Source organism: Pseudomonas palleroniana, from assembly GCF_022836895.1.
GTDB classification, from domain to species: Bacteria; Pseudomonadota; Gammaproteobacteria; order Pseudomonadales; family Pseudomonadaceae; genus Aquipseudomonas; species Aquipseudomonas palleroniana.
Genome location: NZ_CP092411.1, coordinates 3250982 through 3275229 on the forward strand (window position 1 = coordinate 3250982; position 24248 = coordinate 3275229).

The following is a 24248-nucleotide window of genomic DNA, read 5'->3' on the forward strand; positions in this document are numbered from 1 at the left end:
TGGTGCGCCTAAGGTTTGAGCACAACCTTGAGCGACTTGTCTCCACGCTCCATCACCGCAAACGCCTCCTTGAAATCCGCGAGTGCGAACGTATGGGTCACCACATCGCGCATGTCGATCTTGCGGTTACCAATAAAGTCGATGGCGCGCGGGTACATGTAAGGCCCCAGGTGGGAGCCGAGGATATCGAGTTCCTTGCGGTCGCCGATGATCGACCAGTCGACCGTGGCTTCGTCGTTGAACACGCTGAACTCGACGAAGCGCCCCAGTTTGCGCAGCATTGCCAGGCCCTGGTTGACCGCCTTGTGGTGCCCGGTGGCCTCGATGTAAATATCGCAGCCGTAGCCATCGGTGATCTCGCGGATTTTGCCCATGACGTCGACTTCGGCCGGGTTCCAGACTTCGTCGGCGCCCAGGCGCAGGGCGAGGGCGGCGCGCTCGGGCTTCATGTCCAGCACGATGAGTCTTTTCGGATTGCGCAGGCGCACGGCGCCGATGATGCCCAGGCCCAGCGTGCCGGCGCCGGCGACCACCACAACGTCATCGTGGTCGACATTGGCGCGCTCGGCGGCGTGCAGCGAACAGGCCAGCGGCTCGATCAGGATCGCTTCATCGGGGGCGATGGATTCCGGCACTTTGTGGATGATGCCCTCCTTGGTGAAGATCATGTACTGGGCCATCGCACCCTGGACATTGTTCTGGAAACCGTAGAGGTCATGCTTCTGGCACATCCAGTACTGGCCGTGGTTGCAGAAGCGGCAGCCCCAGCAGGGCACGATCTGCTCGGAGATCACCCGGTCGCCGACCTGTACACCCCGCTTTTGCGCGCCCGGGCCGAGGGCGACTACACGGCAGACAAACTCATGCCCGGGAATCATCGGCGGTTTCACGTAGCGCGGTTGTTCGGCATCGCCCCAGAACGACGGCGCGCCGCGATAGGTCTTGATGTCGCCCATGCAGATACCGCACAGCTCGACTTTGGTGAGGATTTCATCGGGGCCAGGCGTCGGGACGTCGACGGTTTCCAGGCGATAGTCTTCCGGGCCGTGGCAGACCACGGCCTGCATGGTTTTCGGGATGACCGGGTGCAGTTGATCAGGTGTGCGTTCGGTAGCGGTGGACATGACAGAACCTCACGACAAAAAAGAATTACTGAATGCTGTAGCCGCCGTCGATCACCATGTTGGCGCCGGTAATCATCTGTGCGGCATCGCTGAGCAGGTACAGCGCCAGCCCGGCGATTTCTTCGGGCTGGGCAAAACGGCCCGCCGGGATCTGCAGTTTGGCCCGCTCACCCACTTCACCGGCCCAGGCTTTCTTGCCCAGGGCAGTCTCGACGATGGTCGGGGAGATGGCGTTGACGTTGATCTGCGGCGCCCATTCCATGGCCAATACCTTGGTCATGCCGACGATCGCGGCCTTGCTGGCGCAATAGGCAACGTGGCGGTCGAGGCCGATCACGGCAGCCTGGGAGGCGAGGTTGACGATACGCCCGGCGCCTTGGGCCAGCATGTGCCTGGCGCAGGCCTGGGCCACGAAAAAACTGGCTTTCAGGTTGATGTCCAGGGTGCTGTCCCAGGCGCTTTCGCTGACGTCGATGGCTTTGTCCAGCAGCGCGATGCCGGCGCTGTTGATCAAGTAGTCCAGGCGTTGGAAGTGGTCGAACACCTGGTCGATGGTGTGTTGCACCTGGCTGATCCGGCTGAGGTCGACGGCGATACCCAGATGTTCGGCACCCAGGCTTGCCGCGACATCCACGACCGCCGGGTCACGGTCCAGCAGCGCCACGCGGGCGCCGCGTTCGGCCAGCAGGGTGGCGCAGGCCAGGCCGATCCCGGCGGCACCGCCGGTGATCACGGCGCAACGGCCGCTGAGGTCGAAGGCTTGGTTCCAGAATCCAGACATGCATGGCTCCTCTTGTGAGCGCTGTGAAGATCCAATGTGGGCGGTGTTTCAGGCCAATAGCTATTTGCCGCCGCTGACTTGTTTGTACAGGGCGTCGGCGTTGGCGTCGGTCACCGGCACCCACGGCAGGATGTAGTTCTTGGCCGTGCCCTCAGCCCATTTCAGCTCTTTGGCATAACGCTCCCAGATCACTGACTGGGGTTTGTAGTCCTTGCCGGCCAAGGCGCGCAGCGCCACATCCAGCGCACCTTGGGACTGGGCCTGGGCGTCCTGGAGGAAGGTGGTGACTTCGCCTTTCTTCGCCGCCTGGATCGCATCGGGCATGCCGTCGATCGAGGTCACTGGCACGTCCTTGGCGGTCAAGCCGTGGGACTTCAGCGCCTGCACGGCGCCCAGGGCCATGTCATCGTTCTGCGCGATCACACCGTTGATGCCTTTGGGGTGGGCGTTCAACCAGTCTTCGGTCAGTGCGAGGGCCTGGGCGCGGTCCCAGTTGGCGGTTTTTTTCTCGATGATCTTGATCTCGGGGTGTTGACCGAGCACTTCCAGCTCGCCTTTTTCCCGGTCGATTTGCGCCGATTGGCCAATCGGGCCCTGGATGATCACCACGTTGCCTTTGCCGTTGAGCTTGTCGACCATGGCCTGGGCCTGCAGGCGCCCCCCCTCCACATCGTCGTTACCCACATAAGGGACGGCGGCATCGGCGACTTTGGTATTGGACGCGATGACCACTACGTCGTTGCTCATGGCTTGCTTGACGGTGCCGACGCCGGCCTTGGTGTCGATCGGCACGAACAGGATGGCGTCGTAGTGCTGGGTCACCATGTTTTCGATCTGGTTGTTCTGGGTCAGGGCGTCGTAGTTGCCGTCGAAAATGGTCAACTGCACGGTGCCGTCCTTGACGGCCGGGTGTTCCTTCAGCTCGCGCACCCAATTCTGCATGAACTGACCCTTGAGGCCGTAGACGGCCGCGCCGATCTTGTAGGACTTGCCTTCGGCGGCCAGGGTGATACTGCTGGCAAGCAGGGAGAGGGCCGCCACGGCGGCCAAGGTGGTACCAAGTTTCATGAGTAGAACTCCGGTTATTGTTGTGGGTCGTTCTCTAGGGTTTTTTCTTGCGCCACACGTCAATCAGTACTGCGAACACGATGATCAGGCCCTTGGCGACCTGCTGGTAATAGGAGGACACGCCGAGCAGGTTCAACCCGTTGTTGATCACGCCGATCAACAGCGCACCAAACAGCGTGCCGACAATGCTGCCGGTGCCGCCCGACAGGCTGGTGCCGCCGATCACCACTGCGGCAATCGCGTCCAGCTCATAGGACACTCCGGCCTGGGGCAGGGCGGAAGTGGTGCGGGCTGACAGCACCACGCCGGCCAGCCCGGCGAGCAGGCCCGAAACCACGTACACCGAAAACATCACTTTGCGTACGCCAATGCCGGAAGTGCGTGCGCTCTTTTCGTTGCCGCCTACCGCGTACACATAACGGCCGTAGGTGGTGTAGCGCAGCACCATCCAGAAGATCAGCGCGACCACGGCAAAGATGATGATCGGCACACCAATCGGGCCGATCTTGCCGATGCCCAGGGCCAGGTAGGCGTCGGGCAGGTCGGTGATCGGGCTGCCGTCGTTGAGGATGAATGTCATGCCTCGCGCCACGCTGAGCATGCCCAAGGTCGCCACGAAGGGCGGGATCGACAGGTTGGCGACCATGAAGCCGTTCACTACGCCGAGCATCGCCCCGGCAAACATCCCCGCGCTCACGGCGGCCAGCAGGCCGTAGCCCTGGGTGGCAACCATGGCGCTGCACAGCCCGGCGAAGGCCAGGATCGAGCCCACCGACAGGTCGATGCCCTTGGTCAGGATCACGTAGGTCATGCCTACGGCCAGGATGCCGTTGATGGAGGTCTGGCGCAGGATGTCCATCCAGTTGCGCCAGGTCATGAAGTATTCGCTGGAAAATGCCATCACCCCGCACAGCAGGATAAACACCAGCGGCAGGCCGAAGCGGTCGATGGAGAGGCGCAGGCGATTGCGCGGCGCGGCGGTAATCGGAGCAGCAAGGGTTTTGGCATTCATGAGGCAAGACTCAACAAGGCTTCCTGGGAAAGGGCGGTGTCAGTACTGATGGTCACCAGCCTGCCGCCTTTGAATACGGCGATGCGATCACTCAGGTGCAGCAACTCGGGGGCTTCCGACGACACCACGATGGCCGCGCCGCCGGCCCTCACGAACTGGTCGAGCAGGTGGTAGATCTCCTGCTTGGCACCTTCGTCGATACCGCGGGTCGGTTCATCGCACAGCAGGCACACCGGCTCGGTGGACAGGCATTTGGCGAGCACGACTTTCTGTTGGTTGCCGCCGCTCATGGAGGCCACCGGCAGGTCCAGTGACGTGGTCTTGATCTGCAGGCGCTTGACCATGTCGCGGGCCAGTTGGGTTTCCTTGCGCGCATTGATCAACGACCAGTTCGACAAGCGCTTGTAGGCCGACAGGGCAATGTTGGAAAGAATGCTGCCGGTCAGCACCAGGCCGCTGTCTTTACGGTCTTCGGTAACCAGGGATACGCCGGCATTGATCGTGGCCTTGGGCAGGCCGATCGGCATGGGCTTGCCGTGCAGGGTGACGCTGCCGGAATCCGGTGTGGTCAGGCCATAGATGCAATTGAGGAATTCACTGCGCCCCGACCCCATCAGGCCATAGATACCGAGGATTTCCCCCTGGCGCAGTTGCAGGCTGATGTCGTGGAATTCGCCGGCGCGACTCAGGTTGTCCACTTGCAGGCAGGTACTGGCGGCGCATTCGCGGCCGACCTTGTGGTCGATGCGCGTCAGTTCCTGGCCGACGATGCCGCGCACCAGGTGGTTGCGATCGATATCCGCCATGCGCCCGCTTTCCACAAAGGCGCCATCGCGAAAGATGCTGTAGTCGTCGGCGATCTGCGCCAGCTCGCTCAGGCGGTGCGACACATACACGATACCGGCACCTCGGGCGGTAAGCCGGCGGATCGCCTTGAACAGGGTTTCAGCCTCGCGCTCGCCGATGGCCGAGGTGGGTTCGTCCATGATCATCACCTGACAGTCATGGCTGAATGCCTTGGCGATTTCCACCAGTTGGATCTGCGCCACGCTCAGGCGGTGCATGGGCTGGGTCGCGTCGACGTCGAACTCCAGGCTTTCAAGCAGCTCGCGGGTGCGACGGTTGAGGGTCTTGCTGTCGACGATGCAGCCGGCGCGGCGCGGTTCGCGGCCCAGCCAGATATTTTCGGCGACGGTCATGTAGGGGATGGGCTCCAGCTCCTGGGTGATCATCGCGATCCCCGCCGCCAAGGCTTCGCCTGGGCGGTTGAACTGCACCGGTACGCCGTTGAGCAGAATGGTCCCGGCGTCACGTTGGGTGATGCCCATCAGGATACTCAGGAACGTCGATTTGCCTGCGCCATTGCCACCGCACAGGGCGTGGACGCTGCCGGCCCGCAGCGAGAGGCGCCCATCACGCAGGGCAGGCACCCCGGCATAAGCCTTGGCGACGTGTTCAGCCTGGAGCAGTAATGGCGTAGCCATCGGCGTGTCCTCGTGCTGTGAATTCTTATTAGGTCGCACAGTCATGTTCTGCTGTGATCATATGTGTATCAAATGAAATTTTGATCAGTCAATCTCTTTCATTAAAAAGCCATGATTCTGGTCATGAGTGGCAATATCGCCTTTTTAGACCGCTTTGACTGCTGGGTCAGTTAGAACTTGCTTGACAGGAAGGGGTGAATGCAAGCGAAATGACTGAGATAAATTTCATTGAGTGATCATATGATCAGTCACAAGCATAAACACGGCAGCGGAGTCAGACGCCATGAACACACCTTTCCCGGTGGCTATCGGATGCGATGAAGCGGGTTTCGAGCTCAAGGAGCTGTTGAAGCGTCATATCGAGACGCTGGGTTATCCGGTCACCGACTTCGGCACTCATTCCACCGCGCCGGTGCTGTATCCGGATATCGCCCTGGCCGTGGCCAACGCCATTAATGCCGGTGAGCAACGCCTGGGTGTGCTGGTGTGCGGCACCGGTATCGGCATGGCCATTTCCGCGAACAAGGTATTGGGCATTCGTGCAGCCCAGGCTCACGATACCTACTCGGCGGAGCGTGCCCGCAAGAGCAACGATGCGCAGATACTGTCCATCGGTGCGCGAGTGATCGGTGCGGAGTTGGCCAAAAGCATCGTCAAGGCATTTCTGGAGTCGGAGTTCGAAGCGACGCGTTCCGGGGCCAAGGTCGAGCGCATCAATGCGATTGAGCGCGATGGGCATCAGTAGTGGACTAAACGGGGCAAGAGTCGGGAGAATGCGCCTTTGACGCCGAAACGGAAGCCCGTCCCCATGAGTGACAGTACCCAGCGCATTGCCAGCGATATCGATCAGATGACCGAAGTGGCGATGCTCTATTACCTTGAGAACGTCACTCAGGAAGCCATCGCCAAGCGCTTCGACCTGTCGCGGGCCAAGGTCAGCCGCCTGCTCAAGCGTGCGCGGGATGAAGGTATTGTCGAGGTGCGCGTCTTGCAGCATCCGGCGATGAACAACGAACTGGAGCGGGCGTTGGTGGAGCGCTTCAAGTTGGATCGTGCGTTGATCGCGGTCGACCATAGCGACCCCGACACCCAGCGCTCGGCAGTCGCCAGCCTGGTGGCCAACTACCTGAACAAAACGTTGAGCGATGGCATGATCGTCGCCGTAGGCATGGGGCGCAATGTCGGCGCAGTGGCCGATAACGTCTTCCTGCCGGTGACGCGCAACTGCACATTTGTGTGTGCTATCGGTGGTTCGCTCAAGGCCGGCGAATACATGAACCCTGACCATATCTGCCGGCGCCTGGCGCTGCGCTTTGGTGGCGAAAGCGAAAGTCTGTATGCCCCTGCCTTAGTGGCCAACCCGGAATTGCGGGGCGTACTGATCAACAACGACACCGTGCGTTCCACGCTGGACCGCGCCCGGCGCGCTGACATCGCGTTGATCGGCATTGGCGATATGAGCGAAAACAGCAATATGGTGCGCATGGGCTGGTTCTCGCCCCAGGAGATTGCCCAGGCGCGGTTGTCCGGTACGGTCGGGGACATGATGGGCTATGACTTCATCGACATTCATGGCCAGCCGGCGGTCAACGCCATTCAAGGGCGGGTGATCGGCTTGACGGTACAGGAGCTGGTCCGCATTCCGGATGTGGTGGCGATTGCCAGCGAAAACACCAAGGCGGCGGCGACGCTGGGTGCGTTGCGCTCGGGGGTGATCAACACGCTGGCAACGACGGTTACCAACGCTCACACCATCCTGGCGCTGGATGATGCCACCCGTAAAGGCTGACTCAGCCGAGATCGGAATGAGGGTGGGGCGGTGCGATGATTCGGCTGGTTCCCGATGGAGGCGGATCAGTCGGTAGATAGGTTGACTGACAGGCTGTCATCGGGAGCAAGCCCCCTCCCACAGGGTGGCGGGGCGGCGTTGAGGACAGGTTTTGTAATAGTTTTGCGTTGTAGGAAATTTGTGTTCAGGCTGTACGATTCAAGTCCTTTTATGATTTCAGGACCTGCATGAACACCCTCTCGGAGCCTCCCAGTCGTCTTTCCCCAAGACCACCATTGCCGCTGTTCCAGCTGAAACCCTACCGTATTGCGCCTGCTAACCTTGTCCCGGTCCATCGACCGCACATTGCCGTGCCCGGCATTCTGAAAAATTCTAAAGAGGTTCTATAAATGGAGTGGTTAGCGGACCCCACGGCCTGGCTCGGCCTGTTGACGTTGATTGTGCTGGAACTGGTGCTGGGTATCGACAACCTGGTGTTTATCGCGATCCTGGCCGACAAGTTGCCGCCGGAGCAGCGCGACCGTGCGCGGTTGATCGGTTTGTCCCTGGCGTTGCTGATGCGCCTGGGCCTGCTGGCAAGTATTTCCTGGTTGGTGACCCTCACCCAGCCGCTGTTCGAGGTGTTCGACAAGAGCTTCTCCGGCCGTGACCTGATCATGCTGTTTGGTGGCGTGTTCCTGTTGTTCAAAGCCACCATGGAACTGCACGAGCGGCTGGAGGGCCATGTGGCCCAGCGCTCGGGCAATGTCGCCTATGCGATGTTCTGGCCGATCGTGGCGCAGATCGTGGTGCTCGACGCGGTGTTCTCCCTGGATGCGGTGATTACCGCCGTGGGCATGGTCGACGAGTTGGCCGTGATGATGATCGCGGTGATCGTATCCATCGGCCTGATGATTGTGGCGAGCAAGCCGCTGACCCGTTTCGTCAACGCGCACCCGACGGTGATCATGTTGTGCCTGGGCTTTTTGATGATGATTGGTTTTGCCCTGACCGCCGAAGGCTTGGGCTTCCATATTCCGAAGGGCTATCTGTATGCGGCGATCGGTTTCTCGATCCTGATCGAACTGTTCAACCAGATTGCCCGTGCCCGTCGCAAGAAGTCGGCGCAAGGTACGCTGCCGGTTCGCCAGCGTACTGCGCATGCGGTCATGCGCTTGTTGGGTGGCCGCAGCCTGGCGGTGGAAGGCATGGATGACGACGTGGCTGACTTGCTGGGCGAGCCCGACGCCAGCCAGGGGCCGTTATTTGATCGGCGCGAGCGCGTGATGATCAGCGGTGTGCTGCAACTGGCCGAGCGGCCGATCCGCACGTTGATGACGCCCAGGGCCAAGGTCGACTGTATCGACCTGGCGGACGATCCCGAGACGATTCGCCTGAAGCTGATGCATTCGTCCTACTCGCGTTTGCCGTTGATCCGCCACGGTGCGGTGGATGAACCGCTGGGCTTTGTGCACAAGAAGGAGCTGCTCAAGGAGTACTTGGCCGGTCATGAGCCTGAACTTGAGCGCCTGGCGCGCCGTGCGATCAACCTGCTGGAGAGTTTTTCGATTCTCAACGCTCTGGAGCAGATGCGCCAGGAATCCACCCACATTGCCTTCGTGATCAACGAGTTCGGCGATTTCATGGGCGTGTTGAGCATGACCGACATTCTGGAGTCCATTGCCGGTGAATTGCCCGATGCCAGCGAAATCGAGGGGCCGGATATCGTCGAGGAAGGCAACGGCTTCCGCGCCAACGGCGCATTGACCCTGAGCCAGGTCAGTCAGCGCACCGGCTTCAATGCCGTGGCCACCGAGGATTACCAGACCCTGGCCGGCCTGGTGATGAGCCTGCTCGACCGCCTGCCGGTGGTGGGCGACAGCCTGGAACATGCAGGCTGGCGCCTGGCGGTGGCGGCGGTGGAGGAGCGGCGGGTCACGCAGGTGCGCCTGATACCCCTGGCTGGGCATAGCGGCTGAATATCGCTTCGATGGTTTGCTCCTGGGTTTCCCAGGGGCCAAACCCTTTGAAGACTTCCTTGAGTTTGCCATCCACATGAGTGACCAGGGTCGGGGTGCCCTTCACCGGCTCAAGCCGCGGGGTGGTTGCCGTATCAAGCACCAGGCTCTTCACCCTGTGTTCATAGGCTTTGGCGATGGGCTCGAAAAGCTGCACGGCACGCACGCACGCTGGGCAGGTCGCTGAAACAAACAGCAGGAACACCGTCTCGTACGCGGCCAGTATCGAGTGATAGTCCTCATTGCTGTTAATGACCTCTTTAGCGATTCCCATGATGATGTCCCTGTCGACGGATGGTTTTCGGACCAACGCTAAGCTCAGGGATTTCCCGCGTCTACTGTCAACCTTCACAGGTACCTGCACCTCACGCGTCGCGGTCGCGCTCCAGTCGCTCGCGTTCCTTGCGCGCCTGGCTCGCACATTTGCGGTATTCCTCATTGTCCCGAGAGGCCTTGGCCTTGCGATAGCCGTGGTGGTTCTGGCTGGTGTAGTTGGTGTCGAAGGCTTCCTTGAGTTTTTGCAGTTCTTGCGTGCATTCGTGGCGGTCGCTGGCGGCTGAAACGCTGCCGGCGGCCAGAAAGCTGAGCAGAACCAGAATAAGGCTGAGCTTCATCAGTGAGGTCCTTGTGGGGCGGCAATCTGCCAAGGCTAGTCCAGCGCAGGCGTTTTTGCACCGGTGTGGGCGCACTCGAAGGGGGCGCGGTAACACGCTTGTGACGCACTTTGCTGGAGCAATCACTGGGTGGTGGGGCATTGGGTAGCAAGGTGGCCTTGGGTGCTGGCGCAACGCCTTCTACGGCTATTTGAATTAGCGCCCTGATTTATAACGCATTTATCCCGATCATATTTTTCTGCTAACGCGTGTGGCACACTTTCTGCTGTCTATTCCGTTGTTACAAACCAAGTTCCGGTATAGCGGAATACACAATCCCTGGAGTGCTTGTCATGCATCACCGACCTTCCGTGTTTAAAGCGTGTGTTTTTCTCTTCGCCGCATCGGCTTCCCTCGCAAGCCTGGTGCAGGCGGCGGACAGTAAGCTCGATGATGTGCTCAAGCGTGGGCATCTGATCGTGGGTACAGGCAGTACCAATGCGCCGTGGCACTTCCAGGGAGCGGATGGCAAGTTGCAGGGGTTTGATATCGACATCGGCCGCATCGTGGCCAAGGGATTGTTCAACGACCCGAGCAAGGTGGAGTTTGTGGTGCAGTCCTCCGATGCCCGTATTCCCAACCTGCTGACCGACAAGGTCGACATGAGTTGCCAGTTCATCACCGTTACCGCCAGCCGTGCGCAGCAGGTTGCCTTTACCTTGCCGTACTACCGCGAAGGGGTGGGCCTGCTGTTGCCGAACAACAGCAAGTACAAAGAGATCGAAGACCTGCAGGCCGCCGGCGACGGCGTCACCGTGGCCGTGCTGCAAAACGTGTATGCCGAAGAGTTGGTGCACCAGGCACTGCCCAAGGCCAAGGTCGATCAGTACGACAGCGTCGACCTGATGTACCAGGCCGTGAACTCCGGTCGCGCCGATGCCGCCGCCACCGACCAGTCTTCGGTCAAGTACCTGATGGTGCAGAACCCTGGTCGCTATCGCAGCCCGGCCTATGCCTGGAGCCCGCAAACCTATGCGTGTGCCGTCAAGCGTGGCGACCAGGACTGGCTGAACTTCGTCAACACCGCGCTGCATGAAGCCATGACCGGCGTGGAGTTCCCGACCTACAAAGCCTCGTTCAAGCAATGGTTCGGCGTAGATCTGCCGGAGCCTGCGATTGGTTTCCCGGTTGAATTCAAGTGATGTGTAAACCGCGGGCGCCGCACATGGCGCCCCGTTTCAGGTACTGCCGACCATGAACTATCAGTTGAACTTTGCCGCCGTGTGGCGCGACTTCCCCAGCTTGCTGGCAGGGCTTGGCCTCGGCCTTGAGCTGGCGTTGCTGTCGATCGCCATCGGCTGCGTGATCGGCCTGATGATGGCGTTTGCCATGCTGTCCAGGCACCGTGCGTTGCGCCTCTTCGCCTCGGTGTATGTGACGGTGATCCGCAACACGCCGATCCTCGTGCTGATCCTGTTGATCTATTTTGCATTGCCCAGCCTGGGCATCCGTCTGGACAAGATCCCGTCGTTCATCATCACCTTGTCGTTGTACGCCGGTGCCTATCTGACCGAAGTGTTCCGCGCCGGGCTGTTGAACATTCCCAAGGGTTTGCGTGAAGCCGGCCTGGCCATCGGCTTGGGTGAGTGGCGCATCCGTGCCTACATCACGGTGCCGGTGATGCTGCGCAACGTGCTGCCGGCGCTGTCGAACAATTTCATTTCGCTGTTCAAGGACACCTCGCTGGCCGCCGCCATCGCGGTGCCCGAACTGACTTACTACGCCCGCAAGATCAACGTCGAGAGCTACCGGGTCATCGAAACCTGGCTGGTCACGACGGCGCTCTATGTGGCCGCCTGTTACCTGATTGCCATGCTGCTCCGTTACCTGGAACAGCGTCTGGCGATCCGTCGTTAAGGAGGGTTTCCATGTACGAATCTCCCAGCTGGTTGCACGAGTTGTGGGTCGCCCGGGATACCCTTTGGGCGGGGTTTGAAACCAGCGTGTATTGCTCGGCGCTGGCGATTGTTTTCGGCACGCTGATCGGCATCGTCGCCGGGTTGATCCTGACGTACGGCAAGTTCTGGATGCGTGCACCGTTTCGTCTGTATGTCGACCTGATCCGCGGTACGCCGGTGTTCGTGCTGGTGCTGGCGTGTTTCTACATGCTGCCGGCCCTCGGCTGGCACATCAGCGCATTCCAGGCCGGCGCGGTCGGGCTGACGTTATTCTGTGGTTCCCACGTCTCGGAAATCGTGCGCGGCGCACTGCAAGCCATTGCGCGTGGGCAACTGGAGGCGGGCAAGGCCATCGGCCTGACGTTCTACCAGTCCCTGGGTTACGTGCTATTGCCCCAGGCGCTGCGCCAGATCCTGCCGACCTGGGTCAATTCCTCCACGGAAATCGTCAAGGCCTCGACCTTGCTCTCGGTGATCGGCGTGGCCGAGTTGCTGCTCAGTACCCAGCAGGTGATCGCACGCACCTTCATGACCCTGGAGTTCTACCTGTTCGCGGGTTTTCTGTTCTTTGTCATCAACTACGCCATCGAGCTGTTCGGGCGTTACCTTGAAAAGCGGGTGGCCTTGCCATGAATCAACCTCAAACCCAGCAACCGCTGCTGAACATCAGTGGCCTGCGTAAACAATACGGTCAGGTGGAAGTGCTCAAGGGCGTCGACCTGTCCATGCAACGCGGTAACGTGGTGACGTTGATCGGCTCCAGCGGCTCGGGCAAGACCACGCTGTTGCGCTGCGTCAACCTGCTCGAAGAGTTCCAGGGCGGGCAGATCACCCTGGACGGCGAGTCCATCGGCTACAGCGAAGTTGCCGGCAAGCGTGTGCGCCACCCCGAGCGCGTGATCGCCCAGCATCGGGCGATGACCGGCATGGCGTTCCAGCAATTCAACCTGTTCCCGCACCTGACGGCGCTGCAGAACGTCACCCTTGGCCTGCTCAAGGTCAAGAAGATGAACAAGGATGAAGCCGTGGCCCTGGCCGAAAAATGGCTGGACCGCGTCGGCCTGCTGGAGCGGCGTAACCACTTCCCCGGGCAATTGTCGGGCGGCCAGCAACAGCGCGTGGCGATTGCCCGCGCCATTGCCATGAACCCCAGCCTGATGTTGTTCGATGAAGTCACCTCGGCCCTCGACCCGGAACTGGTCGGTGAGGTGCTCAGTGTGATCAAGGGCTTGGCGGAAGAGGGCATGACCATGCTGCTGGTCACCCACGAAATGCGCTTCGCCTATGAAGTGTCTGACAAGATCGTATTCATGAACCAGGGGCGCATTGAGGAACAAGGTTCGTCGAAGGATATCTTCGAACGCCCGCAATCGCCGCGCCTGGCTGAATTTTTGAAGAACATTCGTTTTTAATCAGGAGTTATTTTATGAGCATTACTCGTTACGGCACCGGCAGCACCGCCGGCGGCGGCCAGCCACGTCCTTTTGCGCGTGCGGTGGAAGCGGACGGTTGGCTCTACGTCTCGGGCCAGGTGCCGGCGGTGGACGGTGAAATCATCACCGGCGGCATCGTCGAGCAAACCCGGCAGACCCTGCGCAATGTGGTGGCGATCCTCGAAGAGGCCGGTTACGAACTCAAGGACGTGGTCCGCGTTGGCGTGTGGCTGGAAGACCCACGGGACTTCTGGAGTTTCAACAAGGTCTTCGGCGAATACTTCACCCCGGAACACGCTCCGGCGCGGGCCTGCGTACAGGCCAGCATGATGGTCGATTGCAAGGTCGAGATCGATTGCGTGGCCTACAAGAAAAAAGGCTAAATGCCCCGACTCTAAATGATTGTTCCCACGCTCTGCGTGGGAACGCCGCCTCGGACGCTCTGCGTTCGCTTCTGTGACGCAGAGCGTCACGGTCTGCGTTCCCACGCGGAGCGTGGGAACGATCAATAACTCGGACCGATTACTGTTATGACCGAAGACACCATCAAACGCCGCGCCAAAGGCCTGGACCGTGCATTCGATATCCTCGATTTTCTCAAGGAAGTCGGCCAGCCCCTGCGCCCGAATGATATTGCCAACGGCATCGGCAGCCCCAAGTCCACGGTCTACGAGCTGGTCGCCTCCTTGCTCGAGCGGCGCATCCTGGAAACCGTGGGCAAGGACGGCCATGTCTACCTGGGCCGCCAGCTGTATTTTCTCGGCCAGGCGCACCTGCGCCATTTCGACCTGACCCGCGAGGCTGACCATGCCTTGCAGGAAATCGTCAGCCAGACCCGCGAAACCGCGCAGATGTGCCTGCTCAACGGGCGCAAATACACCGTGGCGCTGATGCGCGAAGGCGAGCGGCATTTCCGCATTTCGTCGGACATCGGTGAAAACGCGCCGATCCCATGGACCGCGTCCGGGCGCCTGTTGCTGGGGCACTTGAGCGACCAGCAGATCATCGACTTGATCGACCCCGACGACTTTATCCTGCCGGACGGCCAACGCTTGCCGCTGGAGACGTTCCTGGCGCAAATCCGTCAGGCCACCCTCGACGGGTTCTTTTCCTTCGACAGTGTGGCCGACACCTTTACCCATTGCTTTGCCGCCCCGGTCAGGGACGCGCAGGGCGTCAGCATCGCGACGCTGTGCATCGTCGCACCGCGTGCGGATGCCATCACCCATTACCACGACTATCGCCGGGTGCTGATCGAAAGCGCCAACAACCTGGCCCGTCGCATCAACGAATAGGAGCATGTCATGTCTGCCTTCAATGCTGTCGAAAAGGGCGCCGCCGCAGTGGGAGCCCACCTGGTCCGTGATGTCAGCCTGCCGGCGCTGGTGCTGCATCGCGACGCCCTGGCACACAACATCCGCTGGATGCAGGCGTTTGTCAGCAACAGCGGCGCCGAGCTCGCGCCCCATGGCAAAACCAGCATGATGCCCGCGCTGTTTCAGCGCCAGATCGCGGCAGGCGCTTGGGGCATCACCCTGGCCAACGCCGTGCAAACCCGTGCGGCCTATGCCGGTGGTGTGCGCCGTGTATTGATGGCCAACCAGCTGGTGGGCGCACCGAACATGGCGCTGATCGCCGACCTGCTGGCCGATCAGGATTTCGACTTTCACTGCATGGTCGACCACCCGGACAATGTCGCCGACCTGGGCCTGTTCTTCGCCGCCCGTGGCCTGCGCCTGAACGTGATGATCGAGTACGGCGTGGTCGGAGGCCGTTGCGGTTGCCGCAGCGAGCAGCAAGTGCGTGACCTGGCCAAGGCGATCAAGGCGCAGCCGGCGCTCGCGCTGACCGGCATCGAAGGGTATGAAGGCGTGATCCACGGCGAGCATGCCGTCAGCGGCATTCGCGAGTTCGCCGCCAGCCTGGTGCGTTTGGCGGTGGAGCTGCAAGACAGCGGCGCTTTCGACCTGCCCAAGCCGATCATCACGGCATCGGGCTCGGCCTGGTATGACCTGATCGCCGAGTCTTTCGAAACCCAGAACGCCGCCGGCCGTTTCCTCAGCGTATTGCGGCCGGGCAGCTATGTGGCCCACGACCATGGCATCTACAAAGAGGCGCAGTGCTGCGTGCTCAACCGCCGCAGCGACCTCGACGAAGGCTTGCGCCCGGCCCTGGAAGTCTGGGCGCATGTACAGTCGCTGCCTGAACCGGGCTTTGCGGTGATCGCCCTGGGCAAGCGCGATGTAGCCTACGACGCCGGTCTGCCGGTGCCGCTCAAGCGCTACAAGGCCGGTATTGTGCCGGCGCAAGGTGATGATGTGAGCGCGTGCAAGGTCACGGCGGTGATGGACCAGCATGCGTTCATGACCGTGGCGCCGGGGGTCGAACTGCGCATCGGCGATATCCTCTCGTTCGGTACTTCGCACCCGTGCCTGACCTTCGACAAGTGGCAAGTCGGCTGCCTGGTGGATGAGCAGTTGCAGGTGATCGAGTCCCTGGAAACCCGCTTCTGAACCGAGTCGCTCCTTTCGCGAGCACGCCCGCCCCACCGTTGAAATGCATTCCAAATGTGGGAGCGGGCTTGCTCGCGATGAGGCCATCAGCCACACCCGAGACCATCGCTATGAGCACCCATCCGCACATCGCCCTGATCGGCGAATGCATGATCGAATTGCAACACCGCGCCGACGGCAGCCTGCACCAGAGCTTCGGCGGTGACACCTTGAACACGGCGGTGTACCTGCGCCGTGAGCTGGGCGAAAGCGGCAGTGTCGACTACGTCACCGCGCTGGGCGATGACAGTTTCAGCGATGCCATGTGTGCCCAGTGGACACAAGAAGGCGTGGGCCTGGGCATGGTCCAGCGCTTGTCTGGGCGCTTGCCTGGGTTGTACTGCATCCAGACCGACGCCAACGGCGAGCGCAAATTTCTCTATTGGCGCAACGAGGCCGCCGTGCGTGATTGTTTCACCACGCCTGCGGCCGAACCGATCCTCGCGGCCTTGCCGGGCTACGACGTGGTGTATTTCAGTGGCATCACCCTCGCGGTACTGGGCGAGGTCGGGCGTCAGCGCTTGCTGCAGGCCCTGATCGAAACCCGTCGACGCGGCGGCAAGGTGGTGTTCGACAACAACTACCGCCCCCGGCTGTGGGCCACTGTCGAGGCGGCGCGCGCGGCGTATCACCAGGTCATGGCCGAGGTGGATATCGCCTTGCTGACCGAGGATGACGAACGTGCATTGTTTGGCTATGCCGACAGTGAGCAGGTGTTCGCAGCGTATCCGAGGTTGGCCGAGGTGGTGCTCAAGCGTGGGGCGGATGCGTGTCTGATCCGTTGTGATGGCGAGCGTTTTGCGGTGCCGGCCTTGAAGGTGGAGAGGGTGGTGGACACCACGGCAGCGGGGGATTCGTTCAGTGCGGCGTATCTGGCTTGTCGGCTGAAGGGTGGCTCGCCTGAGCAGGCGGCTTTGGCTGGGCATCGATTGGCTAGCCGGGTGATCCAGGTGCCAGGGGCATTGATTCCCAGGTGAATGGCCGCCTCTGGCGGATCGGGAGCAAGCCCCCTCCCACAGTTGTGGGAGGGGCGGTGCGACGGTTCGACTTGCTCCCGATAGCGGTTTGAAGTCGAACACTCAGTCGCGGTAGAACACCTGTACCAGGTGGTACCCGAACTTGCTCTTGATCGGCCCGTGAACCACCTTCACCGGTTTCTTGAAGATCACCGCATCGATCGCCCCGACCATCTGCCCTGGCCGTACTTCGCCCAAGTCGCCGCCGCGCTTGCCCGAAGGGCAGGTGGAGTACTTTTTGGCCAACACATCAAACGCTTCGCCCTTGGCGATGCGTTGCTTGAGCTGTTCGGCTTCTTCACTGGTTTTCACCAGGATGTGACGGGCTAGGGCTTTCATCTTGTTACCTTGCAACGGTCAAACGTCAGGGCGCGCGATTATGCCTGAACTCAGGCGTCAACGCCGATCATGCTGCGGATTTTCGTGGCCAGTAACTCGATGGAAAAGGGTTTGGCGACCATGTCCATGCCGTCTTCCAGAAAGCCTTGGCGCTCGGCGGCTTTTTCGGCGTAGCCGGTCATGAACAAGACCCGCAGGCCCGGGCGGTGCTGGCGGGCGATTTCCGCCAGTTGCCGGCCGTTCAGGCCCGGCAGGCCGACGTCGGTCACCAGCAGGTCGACACGCAGGTCCGATTCCAGCAACGGCAGCGCCGTGCGTGCATCGCCAGCCTGGTGCGCGGTGTAGCCCAGTTCACCGAGCACGTTGACCACCAGCATCCGCACGGCAGGGTCGTCCTCGACCACCACGACGGACTCACCAGCCAATGCCAGCGGGGCTTCGCTCAAGTTCGCGGGCTGGCGGCTTTCCAGTGCGGTGCCATGCAGGCGCGGCAGGTACAGGCGCACGCAGGTGCCCTGGCCCGGTTCGCTGTGAATGGTCACATGGCCGCCGGACTGCTGGGCAAAGCCGTAGATCATCGACAGCCCCAGGCCCGTACCCTGGCCGATGGGCTTGGTGGTGAAGAACGGGTCGAAGGCTTTGGCGAGGATTTTCGGCGCCATGCCGGTGCCGTTATCGCATACGCCGAGCATCACGTAATCGCCGGCCTTGACCGGTTCCAGGGTGGTGATATCAGTGCCGTCCAGGTAGCTGTTGGCGGTTTCGATCAGCAATTCGCCGCCGTCGGGCATGGCGTCGCGCGCGTTGATCACTAGGTTGAGCAGGGCGTTTTCCAGTTGGCTGGCGTCGGTGTTGACCGGCCAGATGTCCTTGCCCAATTGCACCTTGAGCGTGATATGCGCGCCTTTGGTACGGCGGAACAGATCTTCCAGGGAGGCCACCAACTGGTTGGGATCGATCGGCCGACGGTCCAGCGACTGGCGCCGTGAAAACGCCAGCAGCCGGTGGGTGAGGGCGGCCGCGCGGTGGGCGGAGGACACCGCCGCGTCGGTGAAACGGCCGATTTCGTCGCTGCGCCCGGCGGCGATATAACGCTGCATCAGGTCCAGGCTGCCAATGATGCCGGTGAGCATATTGTTGAAGTCGTGGGCGATGCCGCCGGTGAGCTGGCCCACCGCCTCCATCTTCTGCGCATGGCGCAGTGCGTCTTCGGCGCGCTCGCGCTCGAACATTTCGTTTTGCAGGCGCTGGTTGGCCTCGGCCAGCGCCTGGGTGCGCTGGGCCACGCGTTCTTCAAGGTTTTCGTTGAGGTGACGCAAGGCTTCTTCAGTGAGGATGCGTTCGGTCTCGTCGATCACAAAGATGTAGAAGCCGTTGACCGAACCGTCATTGCTGAAACGCGGCAGGTACTTCATCAAGGCGTGGCGCGCCCGGCCGTCGCGATGCGGGGTGATGGTCAGGAAACTGCAGGCCTTGCCCTTGAGGGCGGCGGCGATCTTGTCGGCGCGCCCGGCATACACCTCGTCGCCGAGCACTTCACGGATGCTTTTACCGTATAGCTCCTGGGGCGTCAGGCCGTACCAGTCGAGGTAGGCGCTGTTGTTCAGGCGGAAGCGCTCTTCGTGGTCGACGTAGCCGATCAGCACCGGCATGGCGTTGATGATCAGCTGCAATTCGGTCTGGCTTTGACGCAGGGCCTGCTCGGTGTGCTTGCGTTCGGTCAGGTCCAGTGCGGCACCGAGGAAACGTGCCGGGCGGCCCTGCGGGTCCTTGTAGCAGCGGCCGCGGGCAAACACCCAGCGCAACTGGCCGTCGGCTTGCAGCAAGCGGTACTCCTCGGCGTATTCGGTGCCGAAGGTGATGCAGTGCTTGATGCTGCGCGCCACCATGCCACGGTCTTCGGGGTGCACGCCTTGCAGGTACGCGCTGATCGGCAACAGGTCGGCGTCTTGCGGGTCGACGCCGTGCAGGTAGGCGAAATGGGCGTCGGCGATAAAGCGGTCTTCGCTGATGTCCCAATCCCAGGTGCCTACCGCGTCGGTCGCGGCCAAGGCCAGCTGCAGGCGTTGTTCGGTGCTGTGCTGGGCCTTGAGGCTGTCTTCGGAGCGTTGCTGCAGTTCGAGGGTTTTGCTGCGGCGTTCGTTGGTTTCAATTGCGGTGACCAGGATGCCGGCCACCGTACCGTGCTCATTGCGTACTGGGCTGTAGGTCAGGTCGAGCCAGATCTCGGTGTCGCGGTGATTACGCTGCAAGACGAAGCGCTGTTCACTGAAGGTGCGTACCTGCCCGCCAAGAACCGCGTCATAGATCGGCGCAGCGAAACTCTCAAGCTCCGGCCAGGTTTCATGTGCCGGTCGGCCCAAGGCCTCGGGGTGCTTGTTGCCGGCGAGCCGGGCGAACCCATCATTGTAGAGTTGGGTCAGTTGGCTGCCCCACAACAGCAGCATCGGCATCGGTGAGTGGACGACGATATCGACGGCGGTGCGCAGGCTTTGCGGCCAGTTAGCCGCATCACCGAGAGGGCTTTGCGCCCAGTCCAGCCGCGCGATCAAGACTGCTGCTTCGCTGTCGGTGGATGTTCCATTCATGAAAAAAACCCTACGCTTGACGCTTTGAAATACGACAAAAGCCGATTATCCCGTGAGAGGGGAACGGCTGACTACCCACGAAAAATAGCATGCATTGGGCGTTTGTCTTCAAATCAGTGCGTCAAGCTGAAACCTTTCCGCTTCATGTCGCCAGTTCAGGGCGGTCGCGAAACTGCGCCAGGGCCTGCGGGTTGGCCAGGGCGTCGGTGTTTTTCACCGGCTCGCCGTGAACCACATTGCGCACCGCCAATTCGACGATCTTGCCGCTGATGGTGCGCGGGATATCGGAGACGGCGAGAATCCTCGCCGGCACGTGGCGCGGTGTGGTGTTGGCGCGGATTACCTGGCGGATCTGCTGTTGCAGGGCGTCGTCCAGCTCGATACCGTCATTGAGGCGTACGAACAGCACCACACGCACATCGTCTTGCCAGCGTTGGCCGATGGCCAGGCTTTCCTGGACTTGCGGGATTTTTTCCACCTGGCGATAGATCTCTGCGGTGCCGATCCGTACGCCGCCGGGGTTGAGCACGGCGTCCGAGCGCCCGTGGATCAGCAGGCCGCCATGGGGGCGCTGCTCGGCGTAGTCGCCCTGAGCCCACACCCCGGGAAACTGACTGAAATACGAGGCGCGCAGTTTCTGCTGGTCCGGATCGTTCCATAAGCCGATCGGCATCGCCGGAAAATGCCGGGTGCACACCAGCTCGCCTTTTTCGCCGATCAACGGCCGGCCGTGTTCGTCCCACACTTCGATGGCCATCGCCAGGCTCTTGCACTGCATTTCGCCGCGCCGCACCGGCAGCACCGGGTTACCGATCACAAAACAGGAGACGATGTCGGTACCGCCCGACATCGACGCCAGGCACAGCTCGGGTTTGATCTCGCGGTACACATAGTCGTAACTGTGGGGCGACAGCGGCGAACCGGTTGAAATCAGGCCCTTGAGGCTGCGCAGATCATGACTCAGGCGCGGTTGCAGCCCGGCTTTTTCCAGGGTGGCGAGGAATTTCGGGCTGGTGCCGAACACGCTGATGTGTTCCGCATCGATCAGGTCGATCAATCGCTCAGGCCCAGGGTGGAATGGCGAGCCGTCATATAGCACTGCGGTTGCGCCAAGGGCCAGCACCGACACCAGCCAGTTCCACATCATCCAGCCACAGGTGGTGTAGTAGAACAGGCAATCATCCCTTGACAGGTCGGCATGCAGGCCGTGCTCCTTGAGATGGGTGAGCAGCACGCCGCCGGTGCCGTGGATGATGCATTTGGGCACGCCGGTGGTGCCGCTGGAATAGAGGATGTACAGCGGGTGATCGAACGGCACGGCCACAAACTCGGGCTCGCCGCCAGGTTGATAGAAGTCGTGCCACAGCGTGACCCTGGCTCGGCTGCGGTAGTCGTCGACCCGCGCCTGAGGCCGTGCGTACGGCACGATGATCAGCTGTTCGAGGGACGGCAGGCGTTCGAGGATTTCATTGAGCTTGGCGCTCTGGTCGATGTCTTTGCCGGCATAACGGTAACCGGCGCAGGTGATCAACACTTTGGGCTCGATCTGGCCGAAGCGGTCGATCACGCCCTGGGTGCCGAAGTCCGGCGACGAACACGACCAGATCGCGCCGAGGCTGGTGGTGGCCAGCATGCCCACCAGGGTTTGCCAGGTGTTGGGCATGCACGCGGCGACGCGGTCGCCCTGGGTTACGCCGGCGTCGCGCAGGCTGCGCTGCAAGCCGGCGACATGCTGGGCGAGTTCGGCGTAGGTCAAGGCTTCGCGGTGGCCATCCTCACTGATGGCGACCACGGCCGGGTGCTCATCGCGGCGGCGCAGCAGGTGTTCGGCGAAGTTCAGCGTGGCGCCGGGAAACCACTGGGCGCTGGGCATCTCGGCCTCTTCGATCAGCGTCGCAATGGGCGGGCTGCGAAACGCTACGTCGAAATAGCTGACGATGGCTTGCCAGAAATCCGGGCGCTGGTCGATGCTCCACTGGTGCAGGGCGGGGTAATCGTCGAGCTGCACGCTGTAGCGTTGGTTGATATAGCGGCGGAACTGGTCCATGCGCGTGTTGGCGATGCGTTCCGGGGAGGGTTGCCAGAGGATGTCGGACATAGGCGAATCTCTTGTTCGTCAACGACGATCAAATAGGGGCGGCGGGCTTGGTCGCCCCTATTTGAATCTTCAGTGCCTGGATTACTGCGCCAGCCAGCCGCCGTCAATATTCCAGGCCGCGCCGCGTACCTGGGCACCGGCTTCGCTGCACAGGAACAGTACCAACTCGCCCAACTGCGGCGGGGTGACAAATTCCAGCGACGGTTGTTTTTCGGCCAGCAGGTCGTGCTGCGCCTGCTGCGGATCGACACCCGCGGCGGCACGATCGTCAATCTGCTTCTGCACCAGCGGTGTCAGCACCCAGCCTGGGCAGATAGCGTTGCAGGTGACGTTGCTGGTGGCCGTCTCCAGGCCCACGACTTTGGTCAGGCCGATGACGCCGTGCTTGGCCGCCACATAGGCCGCCTTGCCCACCGAGCCGACCTGGCCGTGCACCGACGCGATGTTGACGATGCGCCCCCAGCCCTTGGCCTTCATCCCCGGCAAGCTCAGGCGTGTGCTGTGGAACACCGAGGACAGGTTGATTGCGATGATCGAGTCCCAGCGTTCCACCGGGAAATCTTCTACCGCCGCCACATGCTGGATACCGGCGTTATTGACCAGGATATCGACGCCGCCGAACTCACGCTCGGCATAGGCGATCATGTCGGCGATCTGCGCCGGATCGCTGACGTCGGCCGGGTGGTGGCCGACCTTGCCGCCGAACGCCTGTACCTGGGCGATCACCGCGCTGGCATCGCCGAAGCCGTTGAGGATCAGGTTGGCGCCGGCCTTGGCCAGGCTCAGTGCGATGCCCAGGCCGATGCCGCTGGTGGAGCCGGTAACCAGGGCGGTCTTGCCATTCAAAGTCGTCATGAAAACCTCACACAATGCCGGTGGCGTAGAAAGTACCAATCACCACGAACACCGCGAGGGTCTTGATGAGGGTGATGCCGAAAATGTCCTTGTAGGCTTCGCGGTGGGTCAGGCCGGTGACCGCCAGCAGCGTGATCACCGCGCCGTTGTGGGGCAGGGTGTCCATGCCGCCGCTGGCCATGGCCGCGACCCGGTGCAGCACTTCAAGCGGAATATTGGCCGCGTGGGCCGCCGAAATAAAGCTCTCGGACATCGCCGCCAGGGCGATGCTCATGCCGCCGGAGGCGGAACCGGTGATACCGGCCAGCAGGGTCACGGTGATCGCCTCGTTGACCAGTGGGTTGGGGATACCCTTGAGCCAGTCCGCCAGCACCAGGAAGCCCGGCAGCGAGGCAATCACCGCGCCGAAGCCGTATTCCGATGCGGTGTTCATCGCCGCCAGCAAGGCGCCGCTGACCGCACTTTTGCTGCCTTCGGCGAGCTTGCTCTTGATCGCCGACCAGCCGAATGCCAGCACCATCAGGATGCCCACCAACAGTGCCGCCTGCACCGCCCAGATCGCGGTGAGCTTGGCGATTTCGGTGGTCACTGGCGCGCTCATGCCCGGCAGGCTGAGGCTGTGGGTCTTGCCGTACCATTGTGGAATCCAGTGGGTGAACAACAGGTTCATCACGCCCACCAGAATCAGCGGCGACAGGGCGATCCAAGGGTTGGGCAGCCTCAGGTTTTCGGCGGTTTCCGGTTCGTTGCGCAACTCGGTGCCATAACCCTCAGCGGCGCGTTGTGCCTTGTTGCGCTGGCGTGTCAGGTAGAGCATGCCGGCGCAGAACACGAAAATCGTGCCGATCAGCCCCAGCCACGGCGCCGCCCACGCCGTGGTGTTGAAAAAGGTGCTGGGGATGATGTTCTGGATCTGCGGTGTGCCGGGCAGGGCGTCCATGGTGAACGAGAACGCGCCGAGGGCGATGGTCGCCGGAATCAGGCGCTTGGGGATATTGCTCTGGCGGAACATCTCGGCGGCGAACGGGTACACCGCGAACACCACCACGAATAGCGACACGCCGCCGTAGGTGAGCAGGGCGCAGACCAGCACGATCACCAGCATCGCCTGGCGGGTGCCGAGCAGGCGGATCGCTGCGGCAACAATCGAACGCGAAAAGCCCGACAGCTCGATCAGCTTGCCGAACACCGCACCAAGCAGGAACACCGGGAAATACAGTTTGATGAAGCCGACCATTTTCTCCATGAACACCCCGGTAAAGGCAGGGGCGACGGCGGAGGGGTCGGTGAGCAGTACCGCGCCGAGGGCGGCGATGGGCGCAAACAGGATAACGCTATAGCCACGGTAGGCAGCCAGCATCAGCAGCGCCAGGGCTGCCAGGGCAATGATCACACTCATGGTGTGTCTCCAGATTGTTATTTTTGTGGGGTGGTGCTTTGGAGAGGAGCTATAGCTAGATGTGTGCCAAAAATCTAACTGGTTGATATATAAAAGAAATTTCCGGCGGGTGACTGATGATTTGAATTTTTGTCTCTAATCTGAGACAGGTGAAAATCCACT

At 61.6% G+C, this 24248-nt stretch carries 23 protein-coding genes; 11 read left to right on the forward strand and 12 right to left on the reverse strand.

All coding sequences use genetic code 11. From position 1 onward, the window contains the following. Positions 1-8 precede the first annotated feature (8 nt). The 5 genes from MJP36_RS14885 to MJP36_RS14905 are packed head-to-tail and all read right to left on the reverse strand — an operon-like array spanning position 9 to position 5469. Positions 9-1124: an MDR/zinc-dependent alcohol dehydrogenase-like family protein gene (locus MJP36_RS14885; protein ID WP_090370548.1), complete on the reverse strand. Its 1116-nt coding sequence runs from the start codon at positions 1122-1124 to the stop codon at positions 9-11. Between the two features lie 25 nt (positions 1125-1149). After that, complete coding sequence (locus MJP36_RS14890) at positions 1150-1905, reverse strand: SDR family oxidoreductase (protein WP_060752551.1); 756 nt, start codon at positions 1903-1905, stop codon at positions 1150-1152. A gap of 60 nt (positions 1906-1965) precedes the next feature. Next, a complete protein-coding gene (locus MJP36_RS14895; protein WP_090370551.1) occupies positions 1966-2973 on the reverse strand; it encodes a substrate-binding domain-containing protein in 1008 nt (335 codons plus the stop codon). 34 nt (positions 2974-3007) lie between these two features. Next, positions 3008-3985, reverse strand: coding sequence for an ABC transporter permease (locus MJP36_RS14900; RefSeq protein WP_090370553.1), 978 nt, complete (start codon positions 3983-3985; stop codon positions 3008-3010). Then, positions 3982-5469: a sugar ABC transporter ATP-binding protein gene (locus tag MJP36_RS14905; protein ID WP_244383316.1), complete on the reverse strand. Its 1488-nt coding sequence runs from the start codon at positions 5467-5469 to the stop codon at positions 3982-3984. Before MJP36_RS14905 ends, MJP36_RS14900 begins: the two co-directional genes overlap by 4 nt. A 283-nt stretch (positions 5470-5752) precedes the next feature. Here MJP36_RS14905 and rpiB point away from each other — a divergent pair, with 283 nt between their 5' ends. The 3 genes from rpiB to MJP36_RS14920 all read left to right on the forward strand — a co-directional run bounded on the left by rpiB (position 5753) and on the right by MJP36_RS14920 (position 9216). Next, positions 5753-6214, forward strand: coding sequence for a ribose 5-phosphate isomerase B (rpiB, locus tag MJP36_RS14910; RefSeq protein WP_161549789.1), 462 nt, complete (start codon positions 5753-5755; stop codon positions 6212-6214). Positions 6215-6277: 63 nt separating this feature from the next. Next, complete coding sequence (locus tag MJP36_RS14915) at positions 6278-7258, forward strand: sugar-binding transcriptional regulator (protein ID WP_060752556.1); 981 nt, start codon at positions 6278-6280, stop codon at positions 7256-7258. 389 nt (positions 7259-7647) lie between these two features. Next, a complete protein-coding gene (locus MJP36_RS14920) occupies positions 7648-9216 on the forward strand; it encodes a TerC family protein (RefSeq protein ID WP_244383317.1) in 1569 nt (522 codons plus the stop codon). Here the strand turns inward: MJP36_RS14920 and MJP36_RS14925 are convergent. After that, positions 9173-9529, reverse strand: coding sequence for a thioredoxin family protein (locus MJP36_RS14925; RefSeq protein WP_244383318.1), 357 nt, complete (start codon positions 9527-9529; stop codon positions 9173-9175). The two genes, MJP36_RS14920 and MJP36_RS14925, sit on opposite strands and share 44 nt — an antisense overlap. Positions 9530-9620: 91 nt before the next feature. After that, on the reverse strand, positions 9621-9869 hold the full coding sequence (locus MJP36_RS14930) for a hypothetical protein (protein ID WP_060752558.1): 249 nt from the start codon (positions 9867-9869) through the stop codon (positions 9621-9623). Positions 9870-10201: 332 nt separating this feature from the next. On the opposite strand from MJP36_RS14930, the gene MJP36_RS14935 reads away from it, so the two are divergent. The 8 genes from MJP36_RS14935 (at position 10202) to MJP36_RS14970 (ending at position 16768) form a co-directional block, all read left to right on the forward strand. Further along, positions 10202-11050, forward strand: a complete 849-nt coding sequence (locus MJP36_RS14935; protein WP_060752559.1) for a transporter substrate-binding domain-containing protein — start codon at positions 10202-10204, stop codon at positions 11048-11050. 52 nt (positions 11051-11102) lie between these two features. Further along, a complete protein-coding gene (locus MJP36_RS14940; RefSeq protein WP_060752560.1) occupies positions 11103-11765 on the forward strand; it encodes an amino acid ABC transporter permease in 663 nt (220 codons plus the stop codon). 11 nt (positions 11766-11776) lie between these two features. Further along, positions 11777-12439: an amino acid ABC transporter permease gene (locus MJP36_RS14945; RefSeq protein WP_244383319.1), complete on the forward strand. Its 663-nt coding sequence runs from the start codon at positions 11777-11779 to the stop codon at positions 12437-12439. Then, entirely contained in the window at positions 12436-13218 is a 783-nt protein-coding gene (locus MJP36_RS14950; protein WP_161549792.1) for an amino acid ABC transporter ATP-binding protein, read from the forward strand. Before MJP36_RS14945 ends, MJP36_RS14950 begins: the two co-directional genes overlap by 4 nt. 14 nt (positions 13219-13232) lie before the next feature. After that, positions 13233-13622 (forward strand): RidA family protein, encoded by a 390-nt coding sequence (locus MJP36_RS14955; RefSeq protein ID WP_060752563.1) that lies wholly within the window; start codon positions 13233-13235, stop codon positions 13620-13622. Between the two features lie 147 nt (positions 13623-13769). Continuing rightward, the gene (locus tag MJP36_RS14960) at positions 13770-14534 is read left to right on the forward strand and encodes an IclR family transcriptional regulator (RefSeq protein WP_060752564.1); all 765 of its coding nucleotides are present in this window, start codon (positions 13770-13772) and stop codon (positions 14532-14534) included. 9 nt (positions 14535-14543) lie between these two features. Beyond that, complete coding sequence (locus tag MJP36_RS14965) at positions 14544-15752, forward strand: amino acid deaminase (RefSeq protein WP_104994015.1); 1209 nt, start codon at positions 14544-14546, stop codon at positions 15750-15752. 110 nt (positions 15753-15862) lie between these two features. Further along, complete coding sequence (locus MJP36_RS14970; protein ID WP_244383320.1) at positions 15863-16768, forward strand: sugar kinase; 906 nt, start codon at positions 15863-15865, stop codon at positions 16766-16768. Between the two features lie 102 nt (positions 16769-16870). Here the strand turns inward: MJP36_RS14970 and MJP36_RS14975 are convergent, their stop codons facing one another. From MJP36_RS14975 to MJP36_RS14995, 5 genes are all read right to left on the reverse strand, one after another. Continuing rightward, complete coding sequence (locus MJP36_RS14975) at positions 16871-17146, reverse strand: peptidylprolyl isomerase (RefSeq protein ID WP_060752567.1); 276 nt, start codon at positions 17144-17146, stop codon at positions 16871-16873. Between the two features lie 50 nt (positions 17147-17196). Further along, positions 17197-19734: a PAS domain-containing sensor histidine kinase gene (locus MJP36_RS14980; RefSeq protein WP_244383321.1), complete on the reverse strand. Its 2538-nt coding sequence runs from the start codon at positions 19732-19734 to the stop codon at positions 17197-17199. 142 nt (positions 19735-19876) lie between these two features. Then, positions 19877-21832 (reverse strand): acetoacetate--CoA ligase, encoded by a 1956-nt coding sequence (locus tag MJP36_RS14985; protein ID WP_244383322.1) that lies wholly within the window; start codon positions 21830-21832, stop codon positions 19877-19879. 81 nt (positions 21833-21913) lie between these two features. Then, positions 21914-22687 (reverse strand): 3-hydroxybutyrate dehydrogenase, encoded by a 774-nt coding sequence (locus MJP36_RS14990; protein ID WP_060752570.1) that lies wholly within the window; start codon positions 22685-22687, stop codon positions 21914-21916. A 7-nt stretch (positions 22688-22694) separates the two neighbouring features. Then, a complete protein-coding gene (locus MJP36_RS14995; protein WP_244383323.1) occupies positions 22695-24086 on the reverse strand; it encodes a GntP family permease in 1392 nt (463 codons plus the stop codon). Positions 24087-24248 lie beyond the last annotated feature (162 nt).